The 25,231-nt window shown below is 66.0% G+C and carries 18 protein-coding genes; 4 read left to right on the forward strand and 14 right to left on the reverse strand.

The features are described 5' to 3' along the window. Both ppdK and LPW26_RS23505 read right to left on the reverse strand, forming a co-directional pair. Nucleotides 1-3,038 (reverse strand): pyruvate, phosphate dikinase (gene ppdK / locus LPW26_RS23500; RefSeq protein ID WP_238738142.1); only part of this gene is annotated, 3,038 nt, incomplete at its 3' end. A 102-nt stretch (nucleotides 3,039-3,140) separates the two neighbouring features. After that, nucleotides 3,141-3,296 carry a DUF3096 domain-containing protein gene (locus tag LPW26_RS23505; RefSeq protein WP_119854922.1) on the reverse strand — a complete coding sequence of 52 codons (156 nt, stop codon included), beginning with the start codon at nucleotides 3,294-3,296 and terminating at the stop codon, nucleotides 3,141-3,143. 525 nt (nucleotides 3,297-3,821) lie between these two features. Between LPW26_RS23505 and LPW26_RS23510 the strand changes: the two genes are divergently transcribed. Next, nucleotides 3,822-5,096 (forward strand): MgtC/SapB family protein, encoded by a 1,275-nt coding sequence (locus LPW26_RS23510; RefSeq protein WP_238738143.1) that lies wholly within the window; start codon nucleotides 3,822-3,824, stop codon nucleotides 5,094-5,096. Here LPW26_RS23510 and LPW26_RS23515 read toward each other — a convergent pair. From LPW26_RS23515 to LPW26_RS23550, 8 genes are all read right to left on the reverse strand, one after another. After that, complete coding sequence (locus tag LPW26_RS23515) at nucleotides 5,093-6,199, reverse strand: hypothetical protein (protein WP_238738144.1); 1,107 nt, start codon at nucleotides 6,197-6,199, stop codon at nucleotides 5,093-5,095. The two genes, LPW26_RS23510 and LPW26_RS23515, sit on opposite strands and share 4 nt — an antisense overlap. A gap of 413 nt (nucleotides 6,200-6,612) precedes the next feature. Beyond that, nucleotides 6,613-8,880 carry a glycine--tRNA ligase subunit beta gene (gene glyS, locus LPW26_RS23520; RefSeq protein WP_238738145.1) on the reverse strand — a complete coding sequence of 756 codons (2,268 nt, stop codon included), beginning with the start codon at nucleotides 8,878-8,880 and terminating at the stop codon, nucleotides 6,613-6,615. Continuing rightward, nucleotides 8,881-9,312, reverse strand: coding sequence for an endonuclease domain-containing protein (locus tag LPW26_RS23525; RefSeq protein WP_238738146.1), 432 nt, complete (start codon nucleotides 9,310-9,312; stop codon nucleotides 8,881-8,883). It abuts the gene before it with no gap. Nucleotides 9,313-9,440: 128 nt separating this feature from the next. After that, entirely contained in the window at nucleotides 9,441-10,382 is a 942-nt protein-coding gene (locus LPW26_RS23530) for a glycine--tRNA ligase subunit alpha (RefSeq protein WP_238738147.1), read from the reverse strand. Nucleotides 10,383-10,863: 481 nt separating this feature from the next. Beyond that, nucleotides 10,864-11,052 (reverse strand): hypothetical protein, encoded by a 189-nt coding sequence (locus LPW26_RS23535; protein ID WP_238738148.1) that lies wholly within the window; start codon nucleotides 11,050-11,052, stop codon nucleotides 10,864-10,866. 102 nt (nucleotides 11,053-11,154) lie between these two features. Beyond that, nucleotides 11,155-12,063, reverse strand: a complete 909-nt coding sequence (locus LPW26_RS23540) for a S49 family peptidase (RefSeq protein ID WP_238738149.1) — start codon at nucleotides 12,061-12,063, stop codon at nucleotides 11,155-11,157. 349 nt (nucleotides 12,064-12,412) lie between these two features. Continuing rightward, nucleotides 12,413-13,219, reverse strand: coding sequence for a tRNA1(Val) (adenine(37)-N6)-methyltransferase (locus LPW26_RS23545; RefSeq protein WP_238738150.1), 807 nt, complete (start codon nucleotides 13,217-13,219; stop codon nucleotides 12,413-12,415). After that, nucleotides 13,216-13,440, reverse strand: coding sequence for a putative signal transducing protein (locus LPW26_RS23550; RefSeq protein WP_238738151.1), 225 nt, complete (start codon nucleotides 13,438-13,440; stop codon nucleotides 13,216-13,218). The genes LPW26_RS23545 and LPW26_RS23550 overlap by 4 nt, the downstream gene beginning before the upstream one ends. Before the next feature lie 226 nt (nucleotides 13,441-13,666). On the opposite strand from LPW26_RS23550, the gene LPW26_RS23555 reads away from it, so the two are divergent. Further along, nucleotides 13,667-14,677: a polyprenyl synthetase family protein gene (locus LPW26_RS23555; RefSeq protein WP_238738152.1), complete on the forward strand. Its 1,011-nt coding sequence runs from the start codon at nucleotides 13,667-13,669 to the stop codon at nucleotides 14,675-14,677. Between the two features lie 165 nt (nucleotides 14,678-14,842). Here the strand turns inward: LPW26_RS23555 and LPW26_RS23560 are convergent, their stop codons facing one another. From LPW26_RS23560 to LPW26_RS23570, 3 genes are all read right to left on the reverse strand, one after another. After that, nucleotides 14,843-15,727, reverse strand: a complete 885-nt coding sequence (locus LPW26_RS23560; RefSeq protein ID WP_238738158.1) for a 4-(cytidine 5'-diphospho)-2-C-methyl-D-erythritol kinase — start codon at nucleotides 15,725-15,727, stop codon at nucleotides 14,843-14,845. A gap of 235 nt (nucleotides 15,728-15,962) precedes the next feature. Next, on the reverse strand, nucleotides 15,963-17,741 hold the full coding sequence (locus tag LPW26_RS23565; protein WP_238738153.1) for a tetratricopeptide repeat protein: 1,779 nt from the start codon (nucleotides 17,739-17,741) through the stop codon (nucleotides 15,963-15,965). A gap of 252 nt (nucleotides 17,742-17,993) precedes the next feature. Further along, a complete protein-coding gene (locus LPW26_RS23570; protein ID WP_238738154.1) occupies nucleotides 17,994-19,652 on the reverse strand; it encodes an electron transfer flavoprotein-ubiquinone oxidoreductase in 1,659 nt (552 codons plus the stop codon). 198 nt (nucleotides 19,653-19,850) lie between these two features. On the opposite strand from LPW26_RS23570, the gene LPW26_RS23575 reads away from it, so the two are divergent. After that, nucleotides 19,851-20,693, forward strand: a complete 843-nt coding sequence (locus LPW26_RS23575) for a uracil-DNA glycosylase (protein WP_238738155.1) — start codon at nucleotides 19,851-19,853, stop codon at nucleotides 20,691-20,693. Nucleotides 20,694-21,473: 780 nt separating this feature from the next. Continuing rightward, nucleotides 21,474-23,444 carry a TonB-dependent receptor gene (locus LPW26_RS23580; protein ID WP_238738156.1) on the forward strand — a complete coding sequence of 657 codons (1,971 nt, stop codon included), beginning with the start codon at nucleotides 21,474-21,476 and terminating at the stop codon, nucleotides 23,442-23,444. Between the two features lie 30 nt (nucleotides 23,445-23,474). On the opposite strand, the gene LPW26_RS23585 is transcribed toward LPW26_RS23580, so the two are convergent. Continuing rightward, complete coding sequence (locus LPW26_RS23585; protein WP_238738157.1) at nucleotides 23,475-24,983, reverse strand: glycosyltransferase family 39 protein; 1,509 nt, start codon at nucleotides 24,981-24,983, stop codon at nucleotides 23,475-23,477. Between the last annotated feature and the right edge of the window lie 248 nt (nucleotides 24,984-25,231).

Here is a 25,231-nt window from a genome sequence, read left to right on the forward strand (position 1 = left end):
CTGGCGATCGCCTTGCCGAGCGCGGCTTGCGCCGCCGCCAGTCGGGCGATCGGAACGCGGTAGGGGGAGCACGACACGTAGTTGAGGCCGACCTCGTGGCAGAATGCCACCGAGGCGGGGTCGCCGCCATGTTCGCCGCAGATGCCGAGCTTGAGGTCGGGGCGGGTCTTGCGGCCCCGTTCGACGCCGATCTTGACCAGTTCGCCGACGCCGTCTCGGTCCACCGACACGAACGGATCGACCGCGAAGATGCCCTTCTCGATGTAGGTGCCGAGGAAGCTGGCGGCGTCGTCGCGGCTGATGCCGAAGGTGGTCTGGGTCAGGTCGTTGGTGCCGAACGAGAAGAATTCGGCGCTCTCGGCGACGTCGCCGGCCATCAGGCAGGCGCGCGGCAGCTCGATCATGGTGCCGACCTGATACTTCAGCTGGCTGCCGGTTTCGCGGTTCACCGCGTGCGCGGTGGCGTCGATCCGGGCCTTGACCAGATCGAACTCGGCGCGGGTCGCGATCAGCGGCACCATCACTTCGAGCCCGACCTGTTCGCCGGTGCGCTTCTCAGCCTCGACCGCGGCCTCGAAGATGGCGCGGGCCTGCATCTCGGCGATCTCCGGATAGGCGATCGCCAGACGGCAGCCGCGGAAGCCGAGCATCGGATTGAACTCGGCGAGGTCGCGGGCGCGATCGGCGAGCCGGCGCGGATCGGCGTTCATGGCGCGCGCCACTTCCTCGATCTCGGCGTGGCTGTGCGGCAGGAATTCGTGCAGCGGCGGATCGAGCAGACGGATCGTGACCGGCAGGCCCTTCATGATCTCGAACAGCTCGACGAAGTCGGCACGCTGCATCGGCAGCAGCTTGGCGAGCGCGGCACGGCGGGCCTGCTCGTCTTCGGCGAGGATCATCTCGCGGACGGTGCGGATGCGGGTCTCCTCGAAGAACATGTGCTCGGTGCGGCACAGGCCGATGCCTTCGGCGCCGAACTTGATGGCAGTGCGCGCGTCGACCGGGGTGTCGGCGTTGACGCGGACCTTGAGCTTGCGGACCTGATCGGCCCAGCCCATCAGCGTGTTGAAGTCGCCCGACAGCTCGGGCTCGATCATCGGCATGCGGCCGGCCAGCACCTGGCCGATCGAACCATCGATGGTGATGATGTCGCCGGTCTTGAAGGTGCGGCTGCCGATCGTCATCGTGCCGCGGCCGTAATCGACGCGGATCGAACCGCAACCGGACACGCAGGGCTTGCCCATGCCGCGCGCCACCACGGCGGCGTGCGAGGTCATACCGCCGCGGGTGGTGAGGATGCCTTCCGAGGCGTGCATGCCGTGGATGTCTTCGGGGCTGGTCTCGATGCGGACCAGAATGACCTTGCGGCCATCGGCCTGCAGCTTGGCGGCTTCGTCCGACGAGAACACGATCTCGCCCGAGGCGGCGCCCGGCGACGCCGGCAGGCCGGTGGCGATCACGTCGCGCTTGGCCTGCGGGTCGATGGTCGGGTGCAGCAGCTGGTCGAGCGAGCCGGGCTCGATCCGGGCGACCGCGTCCTGCTTGCTGATCAGGCCTTCATGCGCGAGCTCGACGGCGATGCGCAGCGCCGCCTTGGCGGTGCGCTTGCCGCCGCGGGTCTGCAGCATCCACAGCTTGCCCTGCTCGACCGTGAATTCCATGTCCTGCATGTCACGGTAGTGCTTCTCGAGCAGCGTGTAGATCCGCGTCAGCTCCTGATAGGCGTCCGGCATCGCCACTTCCATCGACGGCTTGTCGGAGCCGGATTCGAGGCGGGCGTGCTCGGTGATGTCCTGCGGCGTACGGATGCCGGCGACGACGTCCTCGCCCTGGGCGTTGATCAGGAACTCGCCATACAGCCGGCTCTCGCCGGTCGACGGATTGCGAGTGAAGGCGACGCCGGTCGCCGAGGTCTCACCCATGTTTCCGAACACCATCGCCTGAACGTTGACGGCGGTGCCCCAGGACTCCGGAATGTCATGCAGGCGGCGGTACGTGACCGCACGGGCGTTCATCCACGATGAGAACACCGCTCCGATCGCGCCCCACAGCTGGTCGTTCGGATCCTGCGGGAAATCCGAACCGGTCTCACGCGCCACCGCTTCCTTGTACTGGCCGACAAGTTGAACCCAATCGTCGGCGTCGAGGTCGGTGTCGAGCGTATAGCCCTTGGAGTCCTTGTAGCTGTCGAGGATTTCTTCGAAGTGATGGTGATCGAGCCCGAGCACCACATCGGAATACATCGTGATAAAGCGGCGATAGCTGTCATAGGCAAAGCGGCGGTCGCCGGACTTTTTCGTCAGCGCCTCGACGGTGTCGTCGTTGAGGCCGAGATTGAGCACGGTATCCATCATGCCAGGCATCGACGCGCGGGCGCCGGAGCGAACCGACACCAGCAGCGGATTGGCGGGATCGCCGAAGCCCTTGCCGGTGAGCTTGCCGACGTGCGCGAGCGCGCGCTCGACCTGCGTCTTCAGCTCCTTCGGATAGGTTTTGTCGTTGGCATAGAAGTAGGTGCAGACCGAGGTCGGGATCGTGAAGCCGGGAGGCACCGGCAGGCCGAGATTCGCCATCTCGGCCAGATTGGCGCCCTTGCCGCCGAGAAGATTGCGCATCTCCGAACGGCCTTCGGCCTTGCCGTCACCGAAGGTGTAGACCCACTTGCCGGCCTTCGGCGCGGTTGCGGCCACCGCCTTGCTCACCGAAGCCTTGCTCGACGAAGCCTTGCTGACCGGAGCTTTGGCGGACGACGACTTGGCGGGAGCCTTAGCCGAAGTCTTGGCCGAAGTTTTGGCCGACGGCTTGCCGATGGCGGGCTTCGCCGCCGGCTTGCCGCGCGCGATGGTCTTGGCGGCCGGCTTGGCCGCCTTGCTGACCTTGGTTGCGGTTTTGGGGGCCGGTTTCGACGGAGCCTTGGCCGCCGGTTTGCCGCGCAGGCTCGCCGCCTTGGCGGCGGAGGGCTTCGCGGCAGAAGACTTCGCTGCTGACGATTTGGATTTGGCGGCGGTCTTCTTGGTCTTGGAAGCGGCTTTGGCCATGGCTGTCAACGGTCCGCAAGAGGAGGGAGGATTTTGGCCGCTATACACCACGTTTTGGCGATTGCAAGCAAGGCAGCCGGCCCTCGGCTTCGATACGGCCGACTAAAGGCGGAAGAAGCGCAGCACGCCCATGCCGATCAGTCCAATGCAGATCAGGTAGACCGCAACCACGATATTCAGAAGGCGCGGCATCACGAGGATCAGGATGCCGGCGATCAGCGCGACAATGGCGGGAATGTTGGCAGTGGTGATTGTCATGGCAGGCGTCTCCGGTTGAAGAAAGCGGGGATCGAATCGCAGAAGGATCGCAACGGGTTTGTAGCGGTCGCGGCAGGCGAGCGATACCGGTCCCTCATCAAGCGTCATCGCGCAAGACGTTCCCCGATCCGGCCGCGTTCCAACAAATTCATCCGACCTGCGACGAAATTTCTGCGGAACATCGCCGCGCTGTCGGTATTTTCTCCATGACTGCGCAGGCCAGCCAACGGTTGGCCCGCGCGACATAATCGTTCAGGCCGATGAACTCGTCACTGAACGAAGATCGGGCGCATCTCTTGCGACCGACCAGAGAACCCCGCCCCGTCCCCCGCCCGGGCGGGGTTCGCCTGTTTGGGGGTGCATTTTGGGTTCGGTTCGCGTCGCTTGTACGCAACGCTCGCGCATTGCGGGCGCGAATGCCTTCTCGATGATCCTGTGACCTGATAGAGTTTGCGACTGTCGCGCCGATCCCGGATGCGTCAGCCGTCGATGTGCGCGGTGCCAGCATCGGCCGGATCTCACGTGATGATTGCGACGCCATCCGCCCACAGCCTCGGTCTGCTCCTGCTGCTGAGCTTCTTCCTCGGTTTTGCATTCGAGGATTTTTTCGCCAAGGCGAGCTCGGCGCGGCCGGGCGGGATCCGCACCTTTCCGCTGCTCTCGCTCAGCGGCGGCATGCTGTATCTGTTCGATCCGACGCGGCTGATCGCATTCACCGGCGGCCTGCTGGTGCTCGGCGTCTGGCTGTCGATTTTCTACAGCGTCCATCTGCGCGAACGCGACGAGCATGGCGAGCGCAATGCCGGCCTCGTGGTGCTGCTGCTCAACGTCCACGCGTATCTGCTCGGCGCCGTCGCGCTGGCGCTGCCGCATTGGGTCGCGGTGGGCAGCACCGTGGTGGCGGTGCTGCTGCTGACCGGGCGCGATCGGTTGCACAATCTGGCGCGCCGCGTCGACATGAAGGAGATCACCACCGCCGGGCAATTCCTGATCCTCACCGGCGTGGTGCTGCCGCTGTTGCCGAGCGAGCCGGTGACGACACTGACCAGCATCACGCCGCGGCAGGTCTGGCTGTCGCTGATCCTGGTCTGCACCCTCTCCTACGCCAGCTATCTGGCGCAGCGCTATTGGCCGCCGGCGGCTCGCGGGCTGTGGATGCCGGCGATCGGCGGGCTGTATTCGTCGACCGCCACGACCGTGGTGCTGTCGCGGCAGGCGGGTGCCGATCCGGCGGCCCGGCGCCAGGCGCTGGCCGGCATCACACTCGCCACAGGCATCATGTATCTGCGCATCCTGGCGATCATCGCGGTGTTCAACATGGCGCTGGCGCGCGAACTCCTGGCGCCGATGGGCGGATTGGCGGCCGCCGCGTTGGCGCTCGCCACGCTGCAATACATACTGATCAAGGCCCCCGCCGCGCAGGCTCAGGACCAGACTCCGCGCGGCAACCCCCTTGAACTCGGCACCGCGGCGGTGTTCGCGGTGATGTTCGTGGTGATCTCGGTGGCCTCGACCTGGGTGAAGACGCAGTTCGGCACCGCCGGCATCTACTGGCTGGCGGCGGTCGTCGGCTTCGCCGATATCGATCCGTTCGTGCTCAACATGGCGCAAGGCGGCATCGCCGGCATCGGCGAGCACGCGGTCGCCATCGCGGTGCTGCTCGCGGCCTCGTCCAACAATTTGCTGAAGGCCACCTACGCGCTGTTCTTCGGCGGAAAGCAGACGCTGCAAAGCGCGCTGCTGCTATTGCTGCTCGCGGCCGCCGGCGTCGCGCTGGCGCTGCTGCTCGCCCGCGTCTAGCTGCTCTTCAGCAGCGACAGCAGCGTCGTGGTGGATTTGTAGCTCTGCACCGCGTTGTCGCGGAAGGCGGGGGTCCAGTTGGTGGCGGTGCGCTCTTCATCGCTCATCGCCGAATAGGTGTTGAGCAGGCCGAGGCTGAAGTCCGCCGGGTTGCCGGAGGTCTGGCTCTGCTTGAGCGCGGTCAGGATGCTGGCGCGGTTGCGGCTGTCGAGTTCGCGCTTGGCCGCGCTGGTTTCTTCGGTCGAGAACAAGCTGTCCTTGTTGAGCGAGATCGCCGACAGGTCGCGGTTGCTCAACGCCGACAGATCGGCTTGCTGACCGACCTTGCGACCGGGATCGTACACCAGCTCCTTGCCGGCGGCCGACGCCGCCTTGGCCTGCGCATCGAGCGCGGCGCGCGCCGACTTCGCGACGCTGGCGAAATCCTGCGTCGTCGTCGGACTGCCCGACGGATACTGCGCCAGATAGGCCGCGACCGGATCGTTGCTGATACCGGACGGGATCTTGGTCGGATCGTTCTGAGTCGCGGTGATGCCCTTGCCGATCGCCGCGCGCTCGGCCTGCCAGGTCGAGGTCGCCTTTTCCTCATTGCTGGCGCCGTCCAGATAATCCGCGGCGGCCTTGTACACGGCATTGTAGTTGCCGGTGAGCTTGGCGGTCTGCGTCGCTGGCGACAGCGCCGCATTGAAGCCGGCGATCCGCGTCACGGCGGCGAGCGTCTGTTCGGACTCGGTGAACTGGCCGCCCGCGTTCGAAGCGACTGCGTAGAGCGCGCGGCGATCGAGCGACGTCAGATCGATCGTCGGCTTGCCGCTGTCGTCGTAGGGAGCCGTCACGCCCGCGGCCTTGTAGAGCTTGTCGAGCGCGGCGCGGCTGTCGCTGACGACGGAGCTGAAGTCCTTGGTGGCGGCGGCGCTGGCGAGCTGCGCCCTGGCCTGCGCCGACAGCGTCAGATTGGTCGCCGCATTGCTGCTCGCGCCCAGCAGTGTGTCGTCGCTGCTGCCGTTCAGGAGTGTCGCCAGCGAGCTCTGCGACCCGGCCGCACGCGCATAGGCGGCGCCGTATTGCGCGTAGCCGGGCAACTGATTGGAAATCGACGTCATGGCGCGGCCCGCCGTCCGAAAAGAATTAAGGAACCCTTACCGGCCGCCACCCTCTCAGGACATGGTTAACGGAACGTAAATGTTGCTGAAGATTGCCGGAGCAAGCACCGCAGAGAGCCTCCCAAAGCAAGACCGTCATGCGCAGGCTTGACCCGCCTCAGGGGCCGAAGCCCCTTCGGCGCGGCGAAGGCCCGCGCATCCATCGCGCGCGTCGCGCACCTGCAATGAGTCGTTGCGAAGCGGATGGATTGCCGGGTCAAGCCCGGCAATGACCACGGGGGGACCATGGTCGCTCACGCCCCGATCCCCGTCATTCCGGGGCGCGCGAAGCGCGAACCCGGAATCCAGAGGTTCGGGGCACATCGAGATTCCGGGTTCGCTCGCTGCGCGAGCGCCCCGGAATGACGACCTCGTTAGTCCTGGATCTTCGAGAAGTCCGCCACCGCGCGGGTCGCAGCGCGGATTTCGCCCAGCAGCTTCAGGCGGTTTTCGCGGACCGCCTTGTCGTCGGCGTTGACCGTGACCTTGTCGAAGAACGCATCGACCGCCGGCCGCAGGCCGGCCATCGCGGTCATCGCCGCAGCGAAGTCTTCACTGGCGACCGCGGCGCCGGCCTCGGCCTTGGCGCGATCGATCGCAGCGGCGAGCGCCTTCTCCTCGTCCTGCGCATACAGCGACGCATCCGGCGCGCCGTTGAACGAACGGCCGTCCTTCTTCTCCTCGATCCGCAGAATATTGGCCGCACGCTTGGTACCCGCGAGCAGATTCTTCCCGTCGTCGGTGGCGAGGAACGCGGCGAGGGCTTCAATGGTGCTCACCAGCGCAACGAGATCATCCTGCACTTCCACAATTTCATCGCCAGCGTCGACGGCTGTAACGGCATCTATCAAATCATGCCGCGCACCTTGTTCTCGCAACTGCACTTTCAACCTATCAAATATAAAGAAAAGCAGATCAGGAAGGTACTCATCGATCCTTTCTCGCGTTTCCATTGAGCTCTGCACGCCATGACTACGCCTTACTATTCGCTCTCTAATACGCTTGTATTCGCTTCGAGCTAGCGCATCTCGTTCGAAATGAAGGTCTTGGAGCTTCTCAACAGTCCCTTGCAGCTTCTTAAACTCACGATCGGCCTCAATTTCAATTGCAGCACTGTCTAGAAGATCATCAAGACTCAATCGCAATTTTCCATTGAGTATCAACCTAATCACCCCCAACGCCGCCCGTCGCAGCGCATACGGATCCTTGCTCCCCGTCGGCTTCTCGTCGATCGCCCAAAATCCAACCAGCGTGTCGAGCTTGTCGGCCAGCGCCACCGCGATACTGACCGGATCGGTCGGCACGCGATCGGTCGGGCCTTGCGGCTTGTAGTGTTCCTCGCAGGCCGCAGCGACAGACGCGTCTTCGCCTTGCGCCAGCGCGTAGTACTTGCCCATCAGGCCTTGCAGCTCGGGGAATTCGCCGACGACTTCGGTCAGCAGATCGGCCTTGCACAGCTTGGCGGCGCGCTTGGCCTTCTCGACATCGGCGCCGACCAGCGGCGCGATTTCGGCTGCTAAGCGTTCGATACGGGCGATGCGTTCGGCTTGCGTGCCGAGCTTTTCGTGGAACACGATCTGGTCGAATTTCGGCAGCCGGTCTTCCAGCTTGGTCTTCAGATCGGTGTCGTAGAAGAACTTCGCGTCGCTGAGCCGCGCGCGGATCACGCGCTCGTTGCCGGCGGTGATGGCGGCGCCGCCGTCACTGGCTTCGATGTTCGCCGTCAGGATGAATTTGTTGGCGAGCTTGCCGGTCGCGGGATCGGAGACGACAAAGCACTTCTGATTGGCGCGGATGGTGGCGCGGATCACTTCGCCCGGGATCGACAGGAAGTCCTGATCGAACGAGCCCATCAGCGGCACCGGCCATTCGACCAGGCCGGAGACTTCGTCGAGCAGGCCCTGATCCTCGACCAGCGCGTAGTTCTGCGCCTGCGCCAGCGTCTTGGCGTCGGCCAGGATGATGTCCTTGCGGCGCTGCGGGTCGAGCACGACCTTGGCGGCGTACAGCTTCGCCTCGTAGTCCTCGAACCGGCGCACGCTGATCTCGTCCGGCGCCATGAAGCGATGGCCGCGCGTCATTTGCCCGGCCTTGATGCCGCTGATCTCGAACGCCACGACCTCGGGCTCTTCGGTGTCGATGCCGAACGTCGCGACGATCGAGTGCAGCGGCCGCACCCATTGCAGCGCGCCGGGCTTGGCCGAGCGCTCGCCCCAGCGCATCGATTTCGGCCACGGGAAGGTGCGGACGATCACCGGAAGGATGTCGGCCAGCACGTCGATCGCCGGCTTGCCCGGCTTCTCGATCAGCGCGACGTAGAAATCGCCCTTCTTCGGATCCTTCTGGATCGTGGCCTGGTCGAGCGAGGTGAGCCCCGTCGCCTTGAGGAAGCCCTGCACCGCCGCATCCGGCGCGCCGATCTTCGGCCCCTTGCGCTCGTCCTTCAGATCCGGCTGCCGCGCCGGAATGCCGTGCACCGTCAACGTCAGCCGCCGCGGCGTCGCAAACGCCTTGGCGCCCTCATAGACGAGCCCTTCGGCGACAAGCTTGTCGGTGACGAGGCGCTTGAGATCATCAGCAGCCTTCGCCTGCATACGCGCCGGGATTTCTTCGGAGAACAGTTCGAGGAGAAGATCGGGCATTTAGTTTGAAATCCTGGTGCGGGAGCGGCGCGGCTTGCGGGGAGCGCGCGGTTGTGGCTCCCCTCCCCCTCGCGGGGAGGGGTCGGGGGTGGGGGGCAACGCGGACTGAATCTCGGCGAGAACGCCATCCAAATTGCCGAGAACGTCGTGATTCCAGAAGCGCAGGACGCGATAGCCCTGAGCCTCAATGAAGCGACTACGTGCTTCGTCGGCGGCGCGCTGCTCATCGTGCTGGCCGCCGTCGAGTTCGATCACCAGTCTGGCGCCGCGGCTGGCGAAGTCGACGATGAAGGGGCCGATCGCGACCTGCCGGCGGAAGTGTGAGTTCGCCAGCACCACGTCGTGCCGCAAGCGCTGCCACAGCACACGCTCGGCCTCAGTCGGGTTCTGGCGCATCGTGTGCGCGAAGTAATGCTGGCGATCTGTGGTCATCGCTGGCGATCCAGAAATCAAAGTCAGCATCCGTGGACCCCCACCCCCGACCCCTCCCCGCAAGGGGGAGGGGAGCAGGAGCGTCCTCGTTGTCTTGCACCTGCTCGCAACGCGAGCGACCCTCCCCCTCAAGGGGAGGGTGAAGAACCACCCGCTTCCGTATGCAGCCACGCTTCGCCGCAGGCCTTCGCCAGTTCGCGGACGCGCAGGATGTAGCTTTGGCGTTCGGTCACCGAGATCACGCCGCGGGCATCGAGCAAATTGAAGACGTGGCTGGCCTTGATGCACTGGTCGTAGGCCGGCAGCGCCATGGCGTGGGCTTCGTGCTTGTCGCTCACCCAGCCGGCGTCGAGATATTTCTTGCAGGCGGCTTCGGCCATCTTGAACTGCTCGAACAGCATGTCGGTGTCGGCGACCTCGAAATTGTGTTTCGAGTATTCCTTCTCGGCCTGCAGGAAGACGTCGCCGTAGGTGACCTTGTCGGCGCCGTCGCGGCCGTTGAAGTTGAGGTCGTAGACGCGGTCGATGCCCTGGACGTACATCGCCAGCCGCTCGAGGCCGTAGGTCAGTTCGCCGGCGACCGGCGCGCATTCGACGCCGGCGACCTGCTGGAAGTAAGTGAACTGGCTGACTTCCATGCCGTCGCACCAGCACTCCCAGCCGAGGCCCCAGGCGCCCAGCGTCGGGCTCTCCCAATCGTCCTCGACGAAGCGGACGTCGTGCAGCGCGGTGTCGACGCCGATCGCCTGCAGCGACTTCAGATAGAGATCCTGCAGATCCGGCGGCGACGGCTTCAGGATCACCTGGAACTGATAGTAGTGCTGCAGCCGGTTGGGGTTCTCGCCATAGCGGCCGTCCTTCGGCCGGCGCGACGGCTGCACGTAAGCCGCATTCCAGCGCTTCGGGCCGAGCGCCCGCAGCGTGGTGGCCGGATGGAAGGTGCCGGCGCCGACCTCCATGTCGTAGGGCTGCAGGATGACGCAGCCGTAGTCGGCCCAGAAGCGCTGCAGCGTCAGGATCAGGCCCTGGAAGGAACGTTCCGGGCGCATATGCGGAGGCGTCGAGTCCATGATCGGCTTTGGATTCACAGGGGTTTTGGAAAGCGGGCGGACCGTATCGGCAGGGCCCCGGCAAATCAAGGCGATCCGGCCAAATCGCTTCGCTGTGCCCTGCGACGGCCCGGCGCGAGCCGGCCGGACCGGATTTACGCGCGGTTAACCATGCCCTGCGGGTCCCTAACGGCAATTAACTTTCGTTAGCAATCTCTACCTAACCATACCGGGGTGGGATGGCGTGCGGCTGGGGAGCCGGGCGCGCAAAGAAGACGGGAGACCTCCATGACGACGATTCAAATGCTCGGCGCCCTGATGGTGGCGCTCACCGTGGCGCCGCTGCTCGGCGGCCAGATCCGGCGGCACTAGCGCTTCGGCGCGGTCGGACACGGTCGTGCCACACCCTTCGCAACCTCCAAGGTTGCCTGCCGGCCCTGAGGGTGATGCCCCACCCCGGGGCCGGCGCTGAATTCTTGGAAAACCTGACGCGCGGCCGCGCTCAGCCCGGCCGGTAGGCGCCGGTCACCGGATCGCGTCGCAGGGTCGGAATATCGGCCGGTTGCGGCTCGGCGAAGATCGCCGTCCGAACCTCATCGAGTTCCTGGTTGATCCGCCCGGCCGTCCGGAAGGCCCAGCGCACAGCAGCGATACCCACGAGAGTCCCGGCGAGTACGAGCAGCGGCGGCATTGGTCGATCCTCATCTTGGGTCACGCCCCGACAGCAGTTTCGCTGACTCGCTGCCGGCCCGCAATGCCGTCCGGCGGGGCGAAACGGCGCGCTGTCGGCCGTCTAAAAGCCGTATTTGGCCCAGATGGCGCGGGCTTCGAGCGCCGAGATGAGTTGCTCCGGCAGCGCCGCCACGCCGTCGAGCGACGCTTCCGCACCGGCGCCCGATGATTTGCGCATCAGGTTCGACAGCAGGCCGGTCGGCGCCGCGATCACCGGCGTGCGTACCTTGTCGCCATAGCGCGCGCGCAGCACCGACCGCAGATCGCCGATCGCATCGCTGAGGCCGAGTGACACCGAGGTCGCGCCGGCCCAGTACTCGCCGGAGAACAGCTTCGACTCATCGCCCTTCAGTCGCGTGCCGCGGCTCTCCTTGACCAAGGAAATGAACAGCGCATGGATCTCGCGCTGGAGCGCCTTGATACGGGCGACGTCGTCCGGATCTTCCGGCAGAAACGGATCGAGCTGCGCCTTATGCTCGCCCGCGGTGTAGAGCCGGCGCTCGACGCCGATCTTCTTGATCAGTTCGGTGAAGCCAAAAGTGCCGCCGACGACGCCGATCGAACCCACGATCGACGACGGATCGCAATAGATCTCGTCGGCCGCGCAGGCGATCATATAGCCGCCCGACGCCGCGACGTCCTCGACGAACGCATAGACCGGCAGCTTCTTCTCCGCGGCGAGCGCGCGGATGCGCAGGTAGATCAGCCGCGACTGAACCGGCGAGCCGCCAGGCGAATTGATCGCCAGCGCCACCGCCTTGGCGTTGCGCGTCGAAAATGCGCGATCGAGCAGCTTGGCGACGCCCGCGAGACTCATCCCCGGTCGCAGCGGCGTGACCGCGCCGATCGTGCCCGATAACCGAACCACCGGAACCACCGGAATGTCCGAGCGAAACCGCGCGGGAATGAGTTTGCCGAGACCGCCGAGCAGCCCGGAAGGACCGCGGCTATCAGCCACCGGTTCGTTCATGCAGTCACCCTAATGTTGCTCATATTCGATAGTTGAATTTCATCTTGGTCTGGAACGCGTTTTGCAAAGCACAGTTCATATAGGAAGCTGGCTGCAACGACGCAGCGGAGAAGATCATGAAAATCTATCTGATTATGCTGCTGATCGGAGCGATCCTGGCGGCGGTGCATTTCACCGCCACCCCCGATCGCAAGACGCTGCCGCGCTAGAACAATTCTGCCTCGCCGGCGGGCCAGCGGAGGTGCGCGGCGAAGTAACAAAACGGGTTTGTCACGCTGCGTCTTGATGTCCCGGCCGGCTCGTCATGGAGAGATGTGATGCTCCTTGGCCTGCAGAATTTGCCGATCTGCTAGCCGGAGCCGAGCGATACCGGCAAAATCTGCTCTCCATCCAGCACAGCTCTGGCCTGCGCCGTTGGACGCCTATCATCCCCATTCAGGATCAGCGGCGGATGGATCTGCAGCGGCGCCCTGCTGCCCTTCACGGCCTGTACCAGCACCCGGATCGCCGGGGCCTGCGGACGACCGTAGACCGGGATCACTCCGATATCGCCAAAGCCGCGACCGAGCGTCGCCAGCACGTCGCCCAAGCCGTCCGCGCGCCAGATCAGACTGAGCACGCCGCCCGGCCGCAGGGTACGCCGCGCGGCGTGAACCCAACATTCCAGCGTGGTCGGATTTGCGACATGGGCGGTCCGCCGCGCCGCATCGGGCGAGCCGCGATGCCGCGCCGGATGGTTGAAGGGCGGGTTCATCAGCACCACATCGGCGCCGTCGGGCGCGAGACCCGCCGCGACATGCGCGGCGGCGCCAGCGGCGACGTCGAGCACCACTAAGTGGGCGTCAATCCGGTTCGCCGCCGCATTATGCTCGGCGAGCGCGGCAAGGCGCGGTTCGATTTCGACCAGCACCAGATCGAGGCCGGCCACCCGGTGGGCGAGCGCCAGTCCGGCGGTGCCAACCCCGGTGCCGAATTCCACCACCCGGTCGCCCGCATGGGCCGCGGTGGCGGCAGCCAGCAGGATGGCATCGTGGCCGGCACGGTGGCCGGCGATCGGTTGCCGCAGCCGCAGCCGCCCGCCGAGGAAGCCGTCCTCGGAGGTCGCAACCGGCTCGGCCGCGGCCGGCCCGGCCGTTCCCGGGTCAGCCGAGGTCATGCGTCGCGGAGTTCGTGGGCAAGGCCGGCGTCGGTCATCACCTGGCGGGCGCTGCGGACATCATCCGAATGGACGAGAATGCGTCGTGGGATGACCCCGACCGAGCCCTCCAGCACGCTCATGTTCTGGTCCATTACCAAATAGTCGATCCCGGCGCCGTCCAGCAGCGCCCCGATCGCCGAAATCAGCACCACGTCGTTGGTCCGTACCAGTTCCTGCAATCTTGCGCCTCCCCTGATCCCTGCATTATAGCTCCCCGCAATCGTCGCGGGCGAGCGGCACGTTTCGCGGCCGATCCACTCCCATGCTATAGGGGAGCCACGTCGAAGAGCGAAATCGCCGGGCCGCTGCGCGCCGGCGCCCGAATTCGCCTCCGAGCACCGAAATAGATGAGGTTTTCGCGCGGTCTCGCTGTGCCGAAAACCTCCGTCACTGTGGAGACCCAGCGTGGCCGTAATCGTCCCCTTCGAAGGCCCTTCGTCAGCGTCGATCGACCAACTGGTCGGGCTCGCCGCCGCCGACATGGAGCGGGTCAACGCCACTATCCTGTCGCGGACCGGCTCCGACGTCACCATGATCCCGGAGGTCGCCAACCATCTGATCTCCTCGGGCGGCAAGCGGCTGCGGCCGATGCTGACGCTGGCGATGGCCAACCTCACCGGCTACAGCGGCGACGGCCATATCAAGCTCGCCGCCGCGGTCGAGTTCATGCACACCGCGACGCTGCTGCACGACGACGTCGTCGACGAAAGCGAGATGCGCCGCGGCAAGAAGTCGGCGCGGATGCTGTGGGGTAACGAGGCCAGCGTGCTGGTCGGCGACTTCCTGCTCGGCCAGGCGTTCCGCATGATGGTCGAGGTTGGCTCGCTGCGCGCGCTCGACATCCTGTCGGCAGCGTCGGCGACGATCGCCGAGGGCGAAGTGATGCAGCTCGCCGCCGCCAAGAACACGGCGACGACCGAGGATGAATATCTCGCGGTGATCCGCGGCAAGACCGCCGAACTGTTCGCCGCCGCCTGCGAAGTCGGCCCGGCGATCGCCGAGCGTCCCAAGGCCGAGCAGTCGGCCTGCCGCTCGTTCGGCATGAACCTCGGCATCGCCTTCCAGCTGGTCGACGACGTGCTCGATTACGGCGGCAAGGCCGCGAAGCTCGGCAAGAACGTCGGCGACGATTTCCGCGAAGGCAAGATCACGCTGCCGGTGGTGCTGGCGTTCCGCCGCGGCAACGATGCCGAGCGCGAATTCTGGGTGCGGGCGCTGGAAAAGGGCGACATCAACGACGCCGATCTCGACCAGGCGATCGCCCTGATGGCCAAGCACCGCGCCCTCGAAGACACCATCCAGCGCGCCCACCACTACGGCGCCATGGCGGTCGACGCCCTGGCGCTGTTCCCGTCCTCGCCGCTGAAGACGGCGCTGGAGCAGGTCGTCGCGTTCTGCCTGGCGCGGTCGCACTGAGCGACACGCCGCGCTGAACGTCGGTCCCCTGCTCCGTCATTCCGGGGCGCTCGCAACGCGAGCGAACCCGGAATCCCGAGATGCTCTGAACTTCTGGATTCCGGGTTCGCGCTGCGCGCGCCCCGGAATGACGGCTGCTTGGTTTGAAAATGCCCTGAGTTCAGTTCAGCTCAACGCGCCCGCGTGCACCCACCAACCCGGGTGCGCGGCTTTCAGCGCTTCGGCGCCTGCGGCGGCATCTTCATCGCTGGCGAACAGCGCGAAGCAGGTCGCGCCGGAGCCGGACATGCGGGCGAGTTGCACGCCCGGCAAAGCACCGAGAGCTTGCAGCACCTGCCCGACCACCGGCTCGACCTTCAGCGCTGGCGCCTCGAGATCGTTGGTGCCGCGTTTCAGCGCGGCGATCCAGGCGGACGCGGATGCTCCGTCCTTCGGCCAGCCGGTTGAGCTCAGCACGTCGGCGATCCCGACATTGAGCTGCCCGGCGCGCAGGCCAAGCGCCGTGAACACGTCCTTGGTGGCGACCGGCACGCGCGGATTGACCATCACGGCTGGCAGCCGCGGCAGCGGCAGCGGCGACAGGTTGTCACCGACGCCGGTCATCACGCAGGGGGTCGACGGCAGGCAGACCGGCACGTCGGCGCCGGTCAGGCGCGCCGCTTCGATCAGACGCGGATCGTCGGTCGCGATCTGGTTGGCGCGCGCGAGCAGGCGCAGCGCCGCGGCCGCATCGGCCGACCCGCCGCCAATGCCGGCCGCGACCGGAAGATGCTTGTCGAGCACGAACGCGCCGGCGCGCAGCCCCGGCACGCGCTCGGCCAGCAGGCGGGTGGCCTTCAGCACCAGATTGTCGGCGGTGTCGCCGCAATCCTGCGCGCCCGGCCCCGAGGTGACGAGACTGAGCTCATCGCCCGGATGCAGCGTCAGCCGGTCCGCGCAATCGGCGAACGCCACCACGCTTTCAAGGTCGTGATAGCCATCGACGCGGCGGCCGACGACACGCAGCGTCAGATTGACTTTAGCGCGCGCCGCATCGCTCAGCGCGACCATGGAAGCTGCACTCACCTCTACAGGCCCCTACCCATCGACACCAAAAAAAGCGACCGCACGCGAGCAAGCTATCACTGCGTCGCGCTGCCTGCTGGCTGTCCGACCACAACCGGGGGCACGACGCAACCGGCCATTATGCGGATGTTCGGCATGCATGGTCGGCGCGCACGTTCGACGCACTCACCGATCGCGCGGCGATGACCGACGCCATCGTCGAAAGTGACGGCCGGGCGGCTCAGCCGCCCTTGTCGTCTTCCTTCTTCTTCTCGGCCGCGGCGGCCGACGAGGTGTCGTCCGGCAGGCCGTTGGCGAGCTTGGCTTCGATCTTCGGCAATTCGTCCGGATCCGGCTTGAGGTCGCGGGCGTGGGCCCACTGGAAGCGCGCTTCCAGCGTGCGACCGACGCGCCAATACGCGTCGCCGAGGTGATCGTTGATAGTCGGATCTTCCGGCTTCAGGTCGATCGCCCGCTCCAGCGTCTTCACCGCATCCTCGTAATTGCCGATACGGTAGTAAGCCCAGCCCAGCGAGTCGACGATGTAGCCGTCGTCGGGCCGCTGATCGACGGCGCGCTTGATCATCTTCATCGCTTCGTCGAGGTTGATGCCCTGGTCGATCCAGGAATAGCCCAGATAGTTCAGCACGTGCGGCTGCTCGGGCTGCATCGACAGCGCCTTCTTCATGTCGACTTCCGCTTTCGCCCACTGCTTGGAACGCTCCTCGCAGATGCCGCGGAAATAGTAGTACACCCAGCTGTTCTTCTCGGCGCCGCTGAGCGCGTCGATGCCCTGCGAATAGGTCACGGCGCAATCGGCGAACTTCTTGCGGCCGCGCTCGATATTGCCGAGCGCCATGATCGCCTCGAGGTCCTTGCCGTCTTCGGCGATCACACCCTTGAGGATCTTGATCGCCTCGTCGCTGCGCTCGACCGCGTCCAGATCGGTGGCGAGCTGGATCTGGGCATTGCGCTTCAGCGGCGAATCCGCCGGCACGCGCTCGTAGACCTTCACGGCCATCGCCGGCTTTTTCACCGACTCGTACAGATCGCCGAGCGCCAAAAGCGCCAGCGAATGGTCGGGCTGTAGATACAAAGCGAGCTGCAGATAGACCAGCGCCAGATCCTCGCCGCCGCGGCGGGTCAGCGAGGCGCCGATGCCGTAAAGCGCCTCGGCAGCACCGGCCTGCGGGCTGTCGACCAGCGACGGCAGCTTCTTGCCGGCGCGCACCTCGCGCAGCCCGTCCATCACCAGCGGATGTCGCGACAGCTTCTTGTCGAAATTCTCATAGACGGCGACCGCGGAGGCCTCGTCCTTGTTGCGCGACAGCCAGCGCGCATAGGCGTCCATCACCCGCAGCGCCGAATCATCGAGCTTGTAGGCGCGCTCGAACCGCGGCCCGGCGTCCTTCTGCTTGCCCGCGAGTTCGAGGATCATGCCGGAATGCAGATCCTTGAAGATCGGATACCATTCGGGACCGGCGAGCTTGTCGATGTTGGCAACCGCGCCCTTGACGTCGCCAGCACCTTCCATCGCCCAGCTGGCGAGCAGCGTCGCGACCAGATCGGTGATCGGACCGCGCACCGACAGGTTCACGTTCTGAATCGCGGAGGCGTATTTCTTGGTCTTGAGATCGCGGACGCCGAGCACCAGGCGGGCGACGCGGTTGGTCTTGTCGACCTTGAGGATACGGTCGGCGAGCTTCACCGACTCATCAATGTTGCCTTCGGCCAGCGAAGAGATGAAGGCGCGATCGAGCAGCTCGTTGTTCTTCGGGTCGGTGCGCAGCGCCGACCGATAGAACGCCGCAGCTGACGCTGCGTCGCGCTCGACGCTGGCGTGTCGGGCCGCCAGGTAGCTGCCGGCGGTGGTCATCGACCGCAGGTCCTGACTGGTCGGAAACTGCGCAGAATTGTCCCCCGGATGATCCGGGGTTTGCGCCAGCGCCGGCCCGGCCAGCGGCAGCGCCGCCACGGTGAGGGCGACGGCCATCGAGCGACGGAATCGATGAAGAAGCATCAAGTTGCCTAGCTCCAGGAAAGGGCTCGGATGTCCGGGCCGCCGAGCCGGCAGCGTCTGGCCGACAACAATGCCGGTTTTGACGACCAACCGCAAGGATCGGCCCCGACGCGCATCAGTTCAGCTGTCCCGCAAAGTGTCGCGGCACGGCCTTGGTACGGATTGAGACGGTGGCAACATGGCAGGATCGTGACCGGCGCACGCCGCATGCGCCAGCGTCGCTCACGTCCTCGTGGGCGAGCGCTTTGGCGCTCACATCCCCTGGTAATTCGGACCGCCGCCGCCTTCCGGCGGGACCCAGGTGATGTTGCCGTTCGGATCCTTGATGTCACAGGTTTTGCAGTGGACGCAGTTCTGCGCATTGATCACGAAGCGTGGCCCGGTCGGCTCCTCGACCCACTCGTACACGGCGGCCGGGCAATAGCGGCCCGATGGGCCGGCGAAGACGTCGTGCTCCGACTTCTTCTGCAGTTCCATGTCGGCGACCTTGAGGTGCACCGGCTGGTCTTCCTCGTGATTGGTGTTCGAGAGGAACACCGAAGACAGCCTATCGAAGGTCAGCTTGCCGTCCGGCTTCGGGCCGGGATGCGGCTGATGCGACTTGGCGGGATCGAGCGTCGATTTGTCCGGCTTGCCATGCGACAGCGTGCCGAACACCGAGAAGCCGAGAGTCGAGCACCACATTTCGAAACCGGCCAGCACCACGCCGACCGCAGTGCCGAACTTCGACCACAGCGGCTTGACGTTGCGGATCTTGAAAAGATCGCGGCCGATCGCGGAGTCGCGCCAGGAGTCCTCGTAGCTGCTGACTTCGTCATTGGCGCGGCCCGCGGCGAGCGCCGCCGAGACGTGCTCCGCCGCCAGCATGCCGGAGCCAATCGCGTTGTGGACGCCCTTGATGCGCGGCACGTTGACGAAGCCCGCGGCGCAGCCGATCAGCGCACCGCCCGGGAACGTCAGCCGCGGCACCGACTGCCAGCCGCCTTCGGTGATCGCGCGCGCGCCGTAGGAGATGCGCTTGCCACCTTCGAACAGCGGCGCCACCGACTTGTGGGTCTTGAACTTCTGGAACTGATCGAACGGCGACAGATACGGATCGTCGTAGTTCAAATGCACCACAAAGCCGACCGCCACCAGATTAGTGCCGTAGTGATACAGGAACGAGCCGCCGCCGACATTGTTGCTGAGCGGCCAGCCGAACGAGTGCGCGATCTGGCCCTTGCGATGCTTGGCCGGATCAATCTCCCAGACTTCCTTCAGGCCGATGCCGAATTTCGGCGGGTCGCTGTCCTTGTCGAGCTTGTACTTGGCGATCAGCTGCTTCGACAGGCTGCCACGCGCGCCTTCGGCGAACAGCGTGTACTTGCCGAGCAGCTCCATGCCGCGGGTGTAGGAATCCTTGGGCTGGCCGTCGCGGCCGATGCCCATGTCGCCGGTGGCGATGCCGCGCACTTCGCCGTTGTCGCCGTACAGTACTTCGGTGGCGGCGAAGCCGGGATAGATCTCGACGCCGAGCTCCTCGGCCTTGGGTCCGAGCCAACGGCACAGATCACCAAGCGAGCCGATGAAGTTCTTGTGGTTGTTGAGCATCGGCGGGACCATGATCTCGGGGACCTTGAAGGCCTTGTCCGAGGTCATCACGTAGAAATGGTCGTCCACCACAGGGGTCTTGAGCGGGCAGCTCTCGTCCTCGCGCCAGCTCGGCATCAGCTTGTCGAGCGCCGATACATCGATCACTGCACCCGAGAGGATGTGCGCGCCGACTTCCGACCCCTTCTCGACCACCACGATCGACAGCTCCGGATTGAGCTGCTTCAATCGGATTGCAGACGACAATCCCGAGGGCCCTGCACCCACGATCACGACGTCGAATTCCATGGATTCGCGGGGCGGCAGCGTTTCGTCGCTCATCAATTTTTCTCGCAGGGACAGTCTTGAACGTTTCCAGTCGTGTTCTTTCTTATTTTTCCCGGAAGGACAACCACCCAAATGTACCGGCCAGGCAATGGTTCCGGCTTTCACGGCCCGATTTTCTCAGGCAGAGTTCGCTGTGCGAAACTTGCCGGCGCGACGTGCCGGCCCTCCCCTCTCCGCATCGATCGCTGAATGATGACGCCTGAACCCGCGCCGAGCCTACGACAATTGCTGGCGTTCTATCTCGACGCCGGGGTCGACTGCGCGCTCAACGACGAGCCGGTCAACCGGCTGCTGGACAACGAGATCATCGCGGCACCCGCCGATTCGGCGCCGCGCGAAGCGCGCGCTGAGCGTGCCGAGGTGAAACGCGCGCCCGCTCCGGCGCAGCGACCCGGCGCCGCGCCACCGACGCCCGATGCGGCGATCGCGTCGGCCCGCGCAGCGGCGGCGACTGCGCCGACTCTGGACGCGTTGCGCGCATTGATGGAACAGTTCGAAGGCTGCGCGCTGCGATCGACGGCGACCCGGCTGGTGTTCGCGGACGGCAATCCGCAGGCGCGGCTGATGCTGGTCGGCGAAGCTCCGGGTCGCGACGAGGACATCGAGGGGCTGCCGTTCGTCGGCCGCTCCGGCAAGCTGCTCGACCTGATGCTGGCGGCGATCGGGCTCGACCGCAGCAAGGTGTACATCGCCAATGTCATCCCGTGGCGCCCGCCCGGCAACCGCACGCCGACGCCGCAGGAAATCCAGATCTGCCTGCCTTTCATCCAGCGCCAGATCGAACTGGTCGATCCCGACATCGTGCTGACGCTGGGTAACCCGGCGACGCAGACGCTGCTGCAGACCCGCGACGGCATCATGAAGTCGCGCGGCCGCTGGACCGACTACAACACCGGCACGCGAACCATACGGGCGATTGCAACCTTTCATCCGGCCTATTTGCTGCGCTCACCGGCCTACAAGCGGATGACATGGATGGATCTGCGCGCCGTCGCGCAGGCGCTCGATGCCGCGCCCGGCAAGCCCGCAAACTGACGGCGAACCCGCGCGCGATTGTCGCACCTATCGCGGCAGGCTCGCGCGCTTGCCCGAAACCTCAAGCGATCCAGCAGATTCGACGTTTCGGGTCGCCAGGCGCGGCTCGTCTCAAAAGATAGAACCTGTCTAGGCTGAGCCTGCGGCAGATTGACGTTCGTACCTTGCTACCGCATCAAAGGCGCGGGGCTGGGGCGACGATTAGTTCGTCGGATGGCGAACAAATCGAACCGCACGAGCCCTTCGAATTCACCCGATGCAGGTGTCGTTTCGTTCGGGGCTCATACAGTAGTGTGTCCTCGCTGATCAGCATCGCGAACGTCTGCACTTCGGCGTAGGCGCGCGCGATGAACGCTGCGCCGTGGTGAAGAGGTGGCGTCCGCCACCGCATAGCTTCGCCCGATCGGTGCGCCAGCGACCGCGCCTCTCACTCGAATCTCATCGTAACGGCCCCGGCCGGTATCAGGATTGTCCATGTTTCGTTGCCGAGCACTTGGCGGCGTGAGCCTGCTTGCCCTTTTCGCATCGCTGACAGCCGCTCCATCCGCGTCTCATGCCCAATCCGCCGCATCGTCGGGACAGATGTTGCCGCCAGTGTCGGTCGACGCGCCAACCGCGACGCGCGGCAAGCCTGTTGTCGCCCGCCGCAGCAGCGCCGCGACGACGCGGCGGCCGGCGGCTCGTGTCGCAACGCAGCCTCCAGTCCAGGCGCCCGTTGCTCCCACTCAGCCGAGCGCCAATTCGGACGCGAACAGGCCCGCGGCCTTTGCGGGCGGCCAGGTGGCGCGCGGGAGTCGGCTCGGCATGCTCGGCAACGCCGACACCTTCAAGTCGCCGTTCGCGACCGCGAGCTACACCAACGACGCGATCCGCAACCAGCAGGCGTCGACCGTCGCCGATGCCCTGCTGCTCGATCCGTCGGTGCGGGTGACCAGCCCCTTCGGCGGCATGGTCGATTCGTTTTACATCCGCGGTTTTCCGATCGCCGAAGGCACGGCGGGCGAAGTCGCCTTCGACGGCGTCTACGGTGTCGCGCCGAATTTCCGGACCTTCAACGACTATGTCGAGCGGATCGAGGTCTTCAAAGGCCCGGCCGCGATGCTGTCCGGCGTGTCGCCGAACGGCGGCGTCGGCGGCGTCATCAATGTCGTGCCGAAACGCGCGGAGGCCGACCTCAGCCGCATCGGCGTCGGCTATGTGTCGAACGGCTTCGTCAGTACCAATGTCGACGTCGCGCGCAGGTTCGGCGACCACCGCGAGTTCGGCCTGCGCTTCAACGGCCGGATCGGCGGCGGCGACACCGCGATCGATCGTCAATCCAACCGCCTGCAGGTCGGCTCGCTGGCATTCGACTATCAGGGCGAGCGCTATCGCACCTGGCTGTATGGCTTCACCCAGAACGAGCACATCAAGGCGCCGGTCCGCCCTTACACGATCTCGAGTGGTCTGCAGATCCCAACGGCGCCGAGCGGCAGCAACAACGTCACTCAGCCCTGGGAATGGTCGAACGTCCGGGAATCCTCGGTGCTGTGGAAGAACGAATTCGACCTTACCGACAGCGTCATGGTGTTCGGCAATGTCGGCGGCTCGAAGACCAATGCGGAACGCTTCTTCGGCCTTCCGAACATCATCAACGCGCGGGGCGATACCTCGACGACGCCGCAATACTACAATCTCGACGTCAATCGCTTCACCGTCGACGGCGGCGTGCGTGCCAAGTTCGACACCGGCTTCATCCAGCATTCGGTCGTGCTTCAGGGATCGCACTATCAGGACGAGCAGTATCGCGTATTCCCGGCCGGCACGCCCTATCTGTCCAACATCTACACGCCGGTGCTGCGACCGGAGCAGAGCTATCTCGTCCCGTCGTTCAGGCCGCGGCTGTCCGACACGACGCTCAACGGCGTCGCGCTCGCCGACACCCTATCGGTGCTGAACGAGAGCGTCCTGCTGACGCTCGGCGTGCGGCAGCAGCAGGTGATCGCGCACAATTTCTCGACCACCACCGGGGCGCAGACCTCGGCCTACGACAAGTCGGCAACCACACCGATGGCCGGCATCGTGGTTCGTCCGATCGAGCATCTGTCGCTCTACGCGAACTTCATCGAAGGCCTCAGCCGCGGCGATGTCGCACCGGTGACGGCGCGCAACTCCGGTGAGGTGCTGGCTCCGTACCGGACCAAGCAATACGAAACCGGCGCCAAGCTCGACCTTGGCCGGATCGGCGCCACGCTGGCGTTCTTCCAGATCACCAAGCCGAACGGCGAACTCAACAACGGCGTCTATTCGGCCGGCGGCGAGCAGCGGGTGCGCGGTACCGAACTCAGCCTGTTCGGCGAGATCGCGCCCGGCGTCCGCACCGTCGGCGGCGTGACCCTGTTCGACGCCGAGGTGACGCAAACCGCGACCGTCGCCAATATCGGCAAGACGCCGATCGGCGTGCCGAGCGTGCAGATCAACATGACGGGCGAATGGGACGTGCCGATGCTGCAGGGCACGACGCTGACCGGCACGGTGGTGCATACCGGCCGGCAGTTCGTCAACGGCAGCAACACGCAGATGCTGCCGGCGTGGACACGCGTCGATCTCGGCGCGCGCTACGTCACCACGATCGAAGGCCGCAAGACTACGTTCCGCGGCACCGTTCAGAACGTCGGCGGCACCAACTACTGGGCCAGCGTCGCCTCGTTCGGCACCTTCGCGCTGGGCACGCCACGGGTGTTCCTGCTGTCGCTGGACGTCGAACTGTAGGGCTTTGGCGAGAGCGCGAACTGCTCCAACTCACTGAGCTCTCGGCCGCACGATGGCCCAGCCGATGCGGAGCAGCGGCTGGCTTCCGGAGATCGTCCGTTCGAACGCGCGTGGCAGTTCGGGCACGATCTCGGGGAAGCGCGCGGCGATCTCCGGCGGCGGTCGGCCGGCAGTGTCGGCGGCGCGCCAGACCACGATGCCGCCGCGCTCCCGGAAGGTCTCGGCCGTCACCCACGGCGTTCGCGCCGGGGTGGCGTCGAGGAACAGATGCGGCCGCGATGCGCCCATCGCGATCAGTCCGGCAAGCTCCGGATCGCCCGCCACCGCCGGCAGCGGCCGGCCGGTGCGGCGCTCGAAATTATCGCCGAAATAACGCGCGATGTCCTTGGCCGGCAGCGAGGTCGGCAGGCTGGTCGGGCTGAGCCACGGCTGCACCAGCGCGCTCAGCATCACCACGGCGGCGGGTGCCGCCACCAGCGCGGCCCAGGCGGTCCGCAGCACGCGCTGACGGCGCAGATGGATGGTGTCGCCGGTCGCCATCACCACCGCGAGCCCGACCATCAGCAGCGCGATCCCGGCGCCGCCGATGACATGGCTCAGTCCGAACACGCCGGCCGCAATGCAGCCGAGCAGCGCCGGCGCCAGCGCGAACAGGTAGACGAACTGCCGCGCCAGCGGATCGACCGGCGCGCGGACCACGGAGGGAGCATCGTCCGGCCGCGGATCGAACCGCCGTGTATTGAGCAGCGCCAGCAGCGCGACGCCGCCGACCGCAAGCAGCAATCCGCCGAACAGTTCGGCCCCGAGCAGCGCCCGCGCGCCGAGGGCATCCGCCGCCGGGAGCGGCGGCAATGCGAACAGATCGGCCCGCACCAGCCAGATGCCATAAGGCAGCACCAGCACGGCCACCACCAGCAGCGCGAAAACCGGATCGAGCGACAGCAGCGCGCGGCGGCCGCGCGGCGTGGCGAGCGCAAAGCCGATCGGCAACACCAGCAGCGCCGGCGCCGCCACGGTCGTCAGCAGCAGAAGACCGATCTCGATCGACAGCGCGAACCAGGCGCTGCGGCGGCCGCGGCCGATCACCTCCCAGCCGTGCCAAAGAATCAGCGCCCACAGCGGCCGGGCCAGCACCAGCGGCCCGAACTCGACGCCGGGGGCGGCAAACGCCGTGATGGTCGAGGTCAGCACCACGGCGACGACCGCGTGCTGCGGCCCGACCATGCGGCTCGCGAGCCGGAACAGCGCGTAGAAGCTCACGACGAAACAGAGCTGCGCCAGCACATAGACGCCGATGATGTGACCGCCGGCGGCGCGGAACGCGATATCGGCGAGCCAGAACGCCAGCGGCGGCCCGAGGTCGCTACCCACCTGGTATTCGCGGCCGTAGGCCAGCACCGTCGCGATGCCGCCGGGCGGGCTCGCATAAAACAGCGTCGGCACCACGATCCAGAGCAGCGCCTGCGCCGACACCACCAGCCAGAACACCAGCCGCGGGCGCGCGCGGATCAGTTCGATGATCAGGGAAGCGAAACGCATGCGAGCCCAGCGGAGTTCGGTCCGCTCGTGATAGAGCCCGGCGCCCGAGCAGGCAACCGGCTTGGCCGTTCCGGCCTGACAGCGGGGATTATCGCCGATGAAAGCAAGCGGGAGCCGCGAGGACCACCCTCCCCTGGAGGGGGAGGGTCGGCCGGCAGCTCGCGAAGCGAGATGCGGGACGGGGTGGGGTGGGCCGCGGGCACAGCGGATGAACTCTTCGCGGGGGCCCCCCCCCCCCGCCGGGGGGG

The organism is Rhodopseudomonas infernalis, from assembly GCF_022271405.1.
Classification (GTDB): Bacteria; Pseudomonadota; Alphaproteobacteria; order Rhizobiales; family Xanthobacteraceae; genus Rhodopseudomonas; species Rhodopseudomonas infernalis.

Bases quoted from the DNA above. Each gene is read 5' to 3' on its own strand.
- LPW26_RS23505 (WP_119854922.1), bottom strand. From the start codon at position 3,296: ATGACAATCACCACTGCCAACATTCCCGCCATTGTCGCGCTGATCGCC.
- LPW26_RS23510 (WP_238738143.1), top strand. From the start codon at position 3,822: ATGATTGCGACGCCATCCGCCCACAGCCTCGGTCTGCTCCTGCTGCTG.
- LPW26_RS23515 (WP_238738144.1), bottom strand. From the start codon at position 6,199: ATGACGTCGATTTCCAATCAGTTGCCCGGCTACGCGCAATACGGCGCC.
- glyS (WP_238738145.1), bottom strand. From the start codon at position 8,880: ATGCCCGATCTTCTCCTCGAACTGTTCTCCGAAGAAATCCCGGCGCGT.
- LPW26_RS23525 (WP_238738146.1), bottom strand. From the start codon at position 9,312: ATGACCACAGATCGCCAGCATTACTTCGCGCACACGATGCGCCAGAAC.
- LPW26_RS23530 (WP_238738147.1), bottom strand. From the start codon at position 10,382: ATGGACTCGACGCCTCCGCATATGCGCCCGGAACGTTCCTTCCAGGGC.
- LPW26_RS23535 (WP_238738148.1), bottom strand. From the start codon at position 11,052: ATGCCGCCGCTGCTCGTACTCGCCGGGACTCTCGTGGGTATCGCTGCT.
- LPW26_RS23540 (WP_238738149.1), bottom strand. From the start codon at position 12,063: ATGAACGAACCGGTGGCTGATAGCCGCGGTCCTTCCGGGCTGCTCGGC.
- LPW26_RS23545 (WP_238738150.1), bottom strand. From the start codon at position 13,219: ATGACCTCGGCTGACCCGGGAACGGCCGGGCCGGCCGCGGCCGAGCCG.
- LPW26_RS23560 (WP_238738158.1), bottom strand. From the start codon at position 15,727: ATGGTCGCGCTGAGCGATGCGGCGCGCGCTAAAGTCAATCTGACGCTG.
- LPW26_RS23565 (WP_238738153.1), bottom strand. From the start codon at position 17,741: ATGCTTCTTCATCGATTCCGTCGCTCGATGGCCGTCGCCCTCACCGTG.
- LPW26_RS23570 (WP_238738154.1), bottom strand. From the start codon at position 19,652: ATGAGCGACGAAACGCTGCCGCCCCGCGAATCCATGGAATTCGACGTC.
- LPW26_RS23575 (WP_238738155.1), top strand. From the start codon at position 19,851: ATGACGCCTGAACCCGCGCCGAGCCTACGACAATTGCTGGCGTTCTAT.
- LPW26_RS23585 (WP_238738157.1), bottom strand. From the start codon at position 24,983: ATGCGTTTCGCTTCCCTGATCATCGAACTGATCCGCGCGCGCCCGCGG.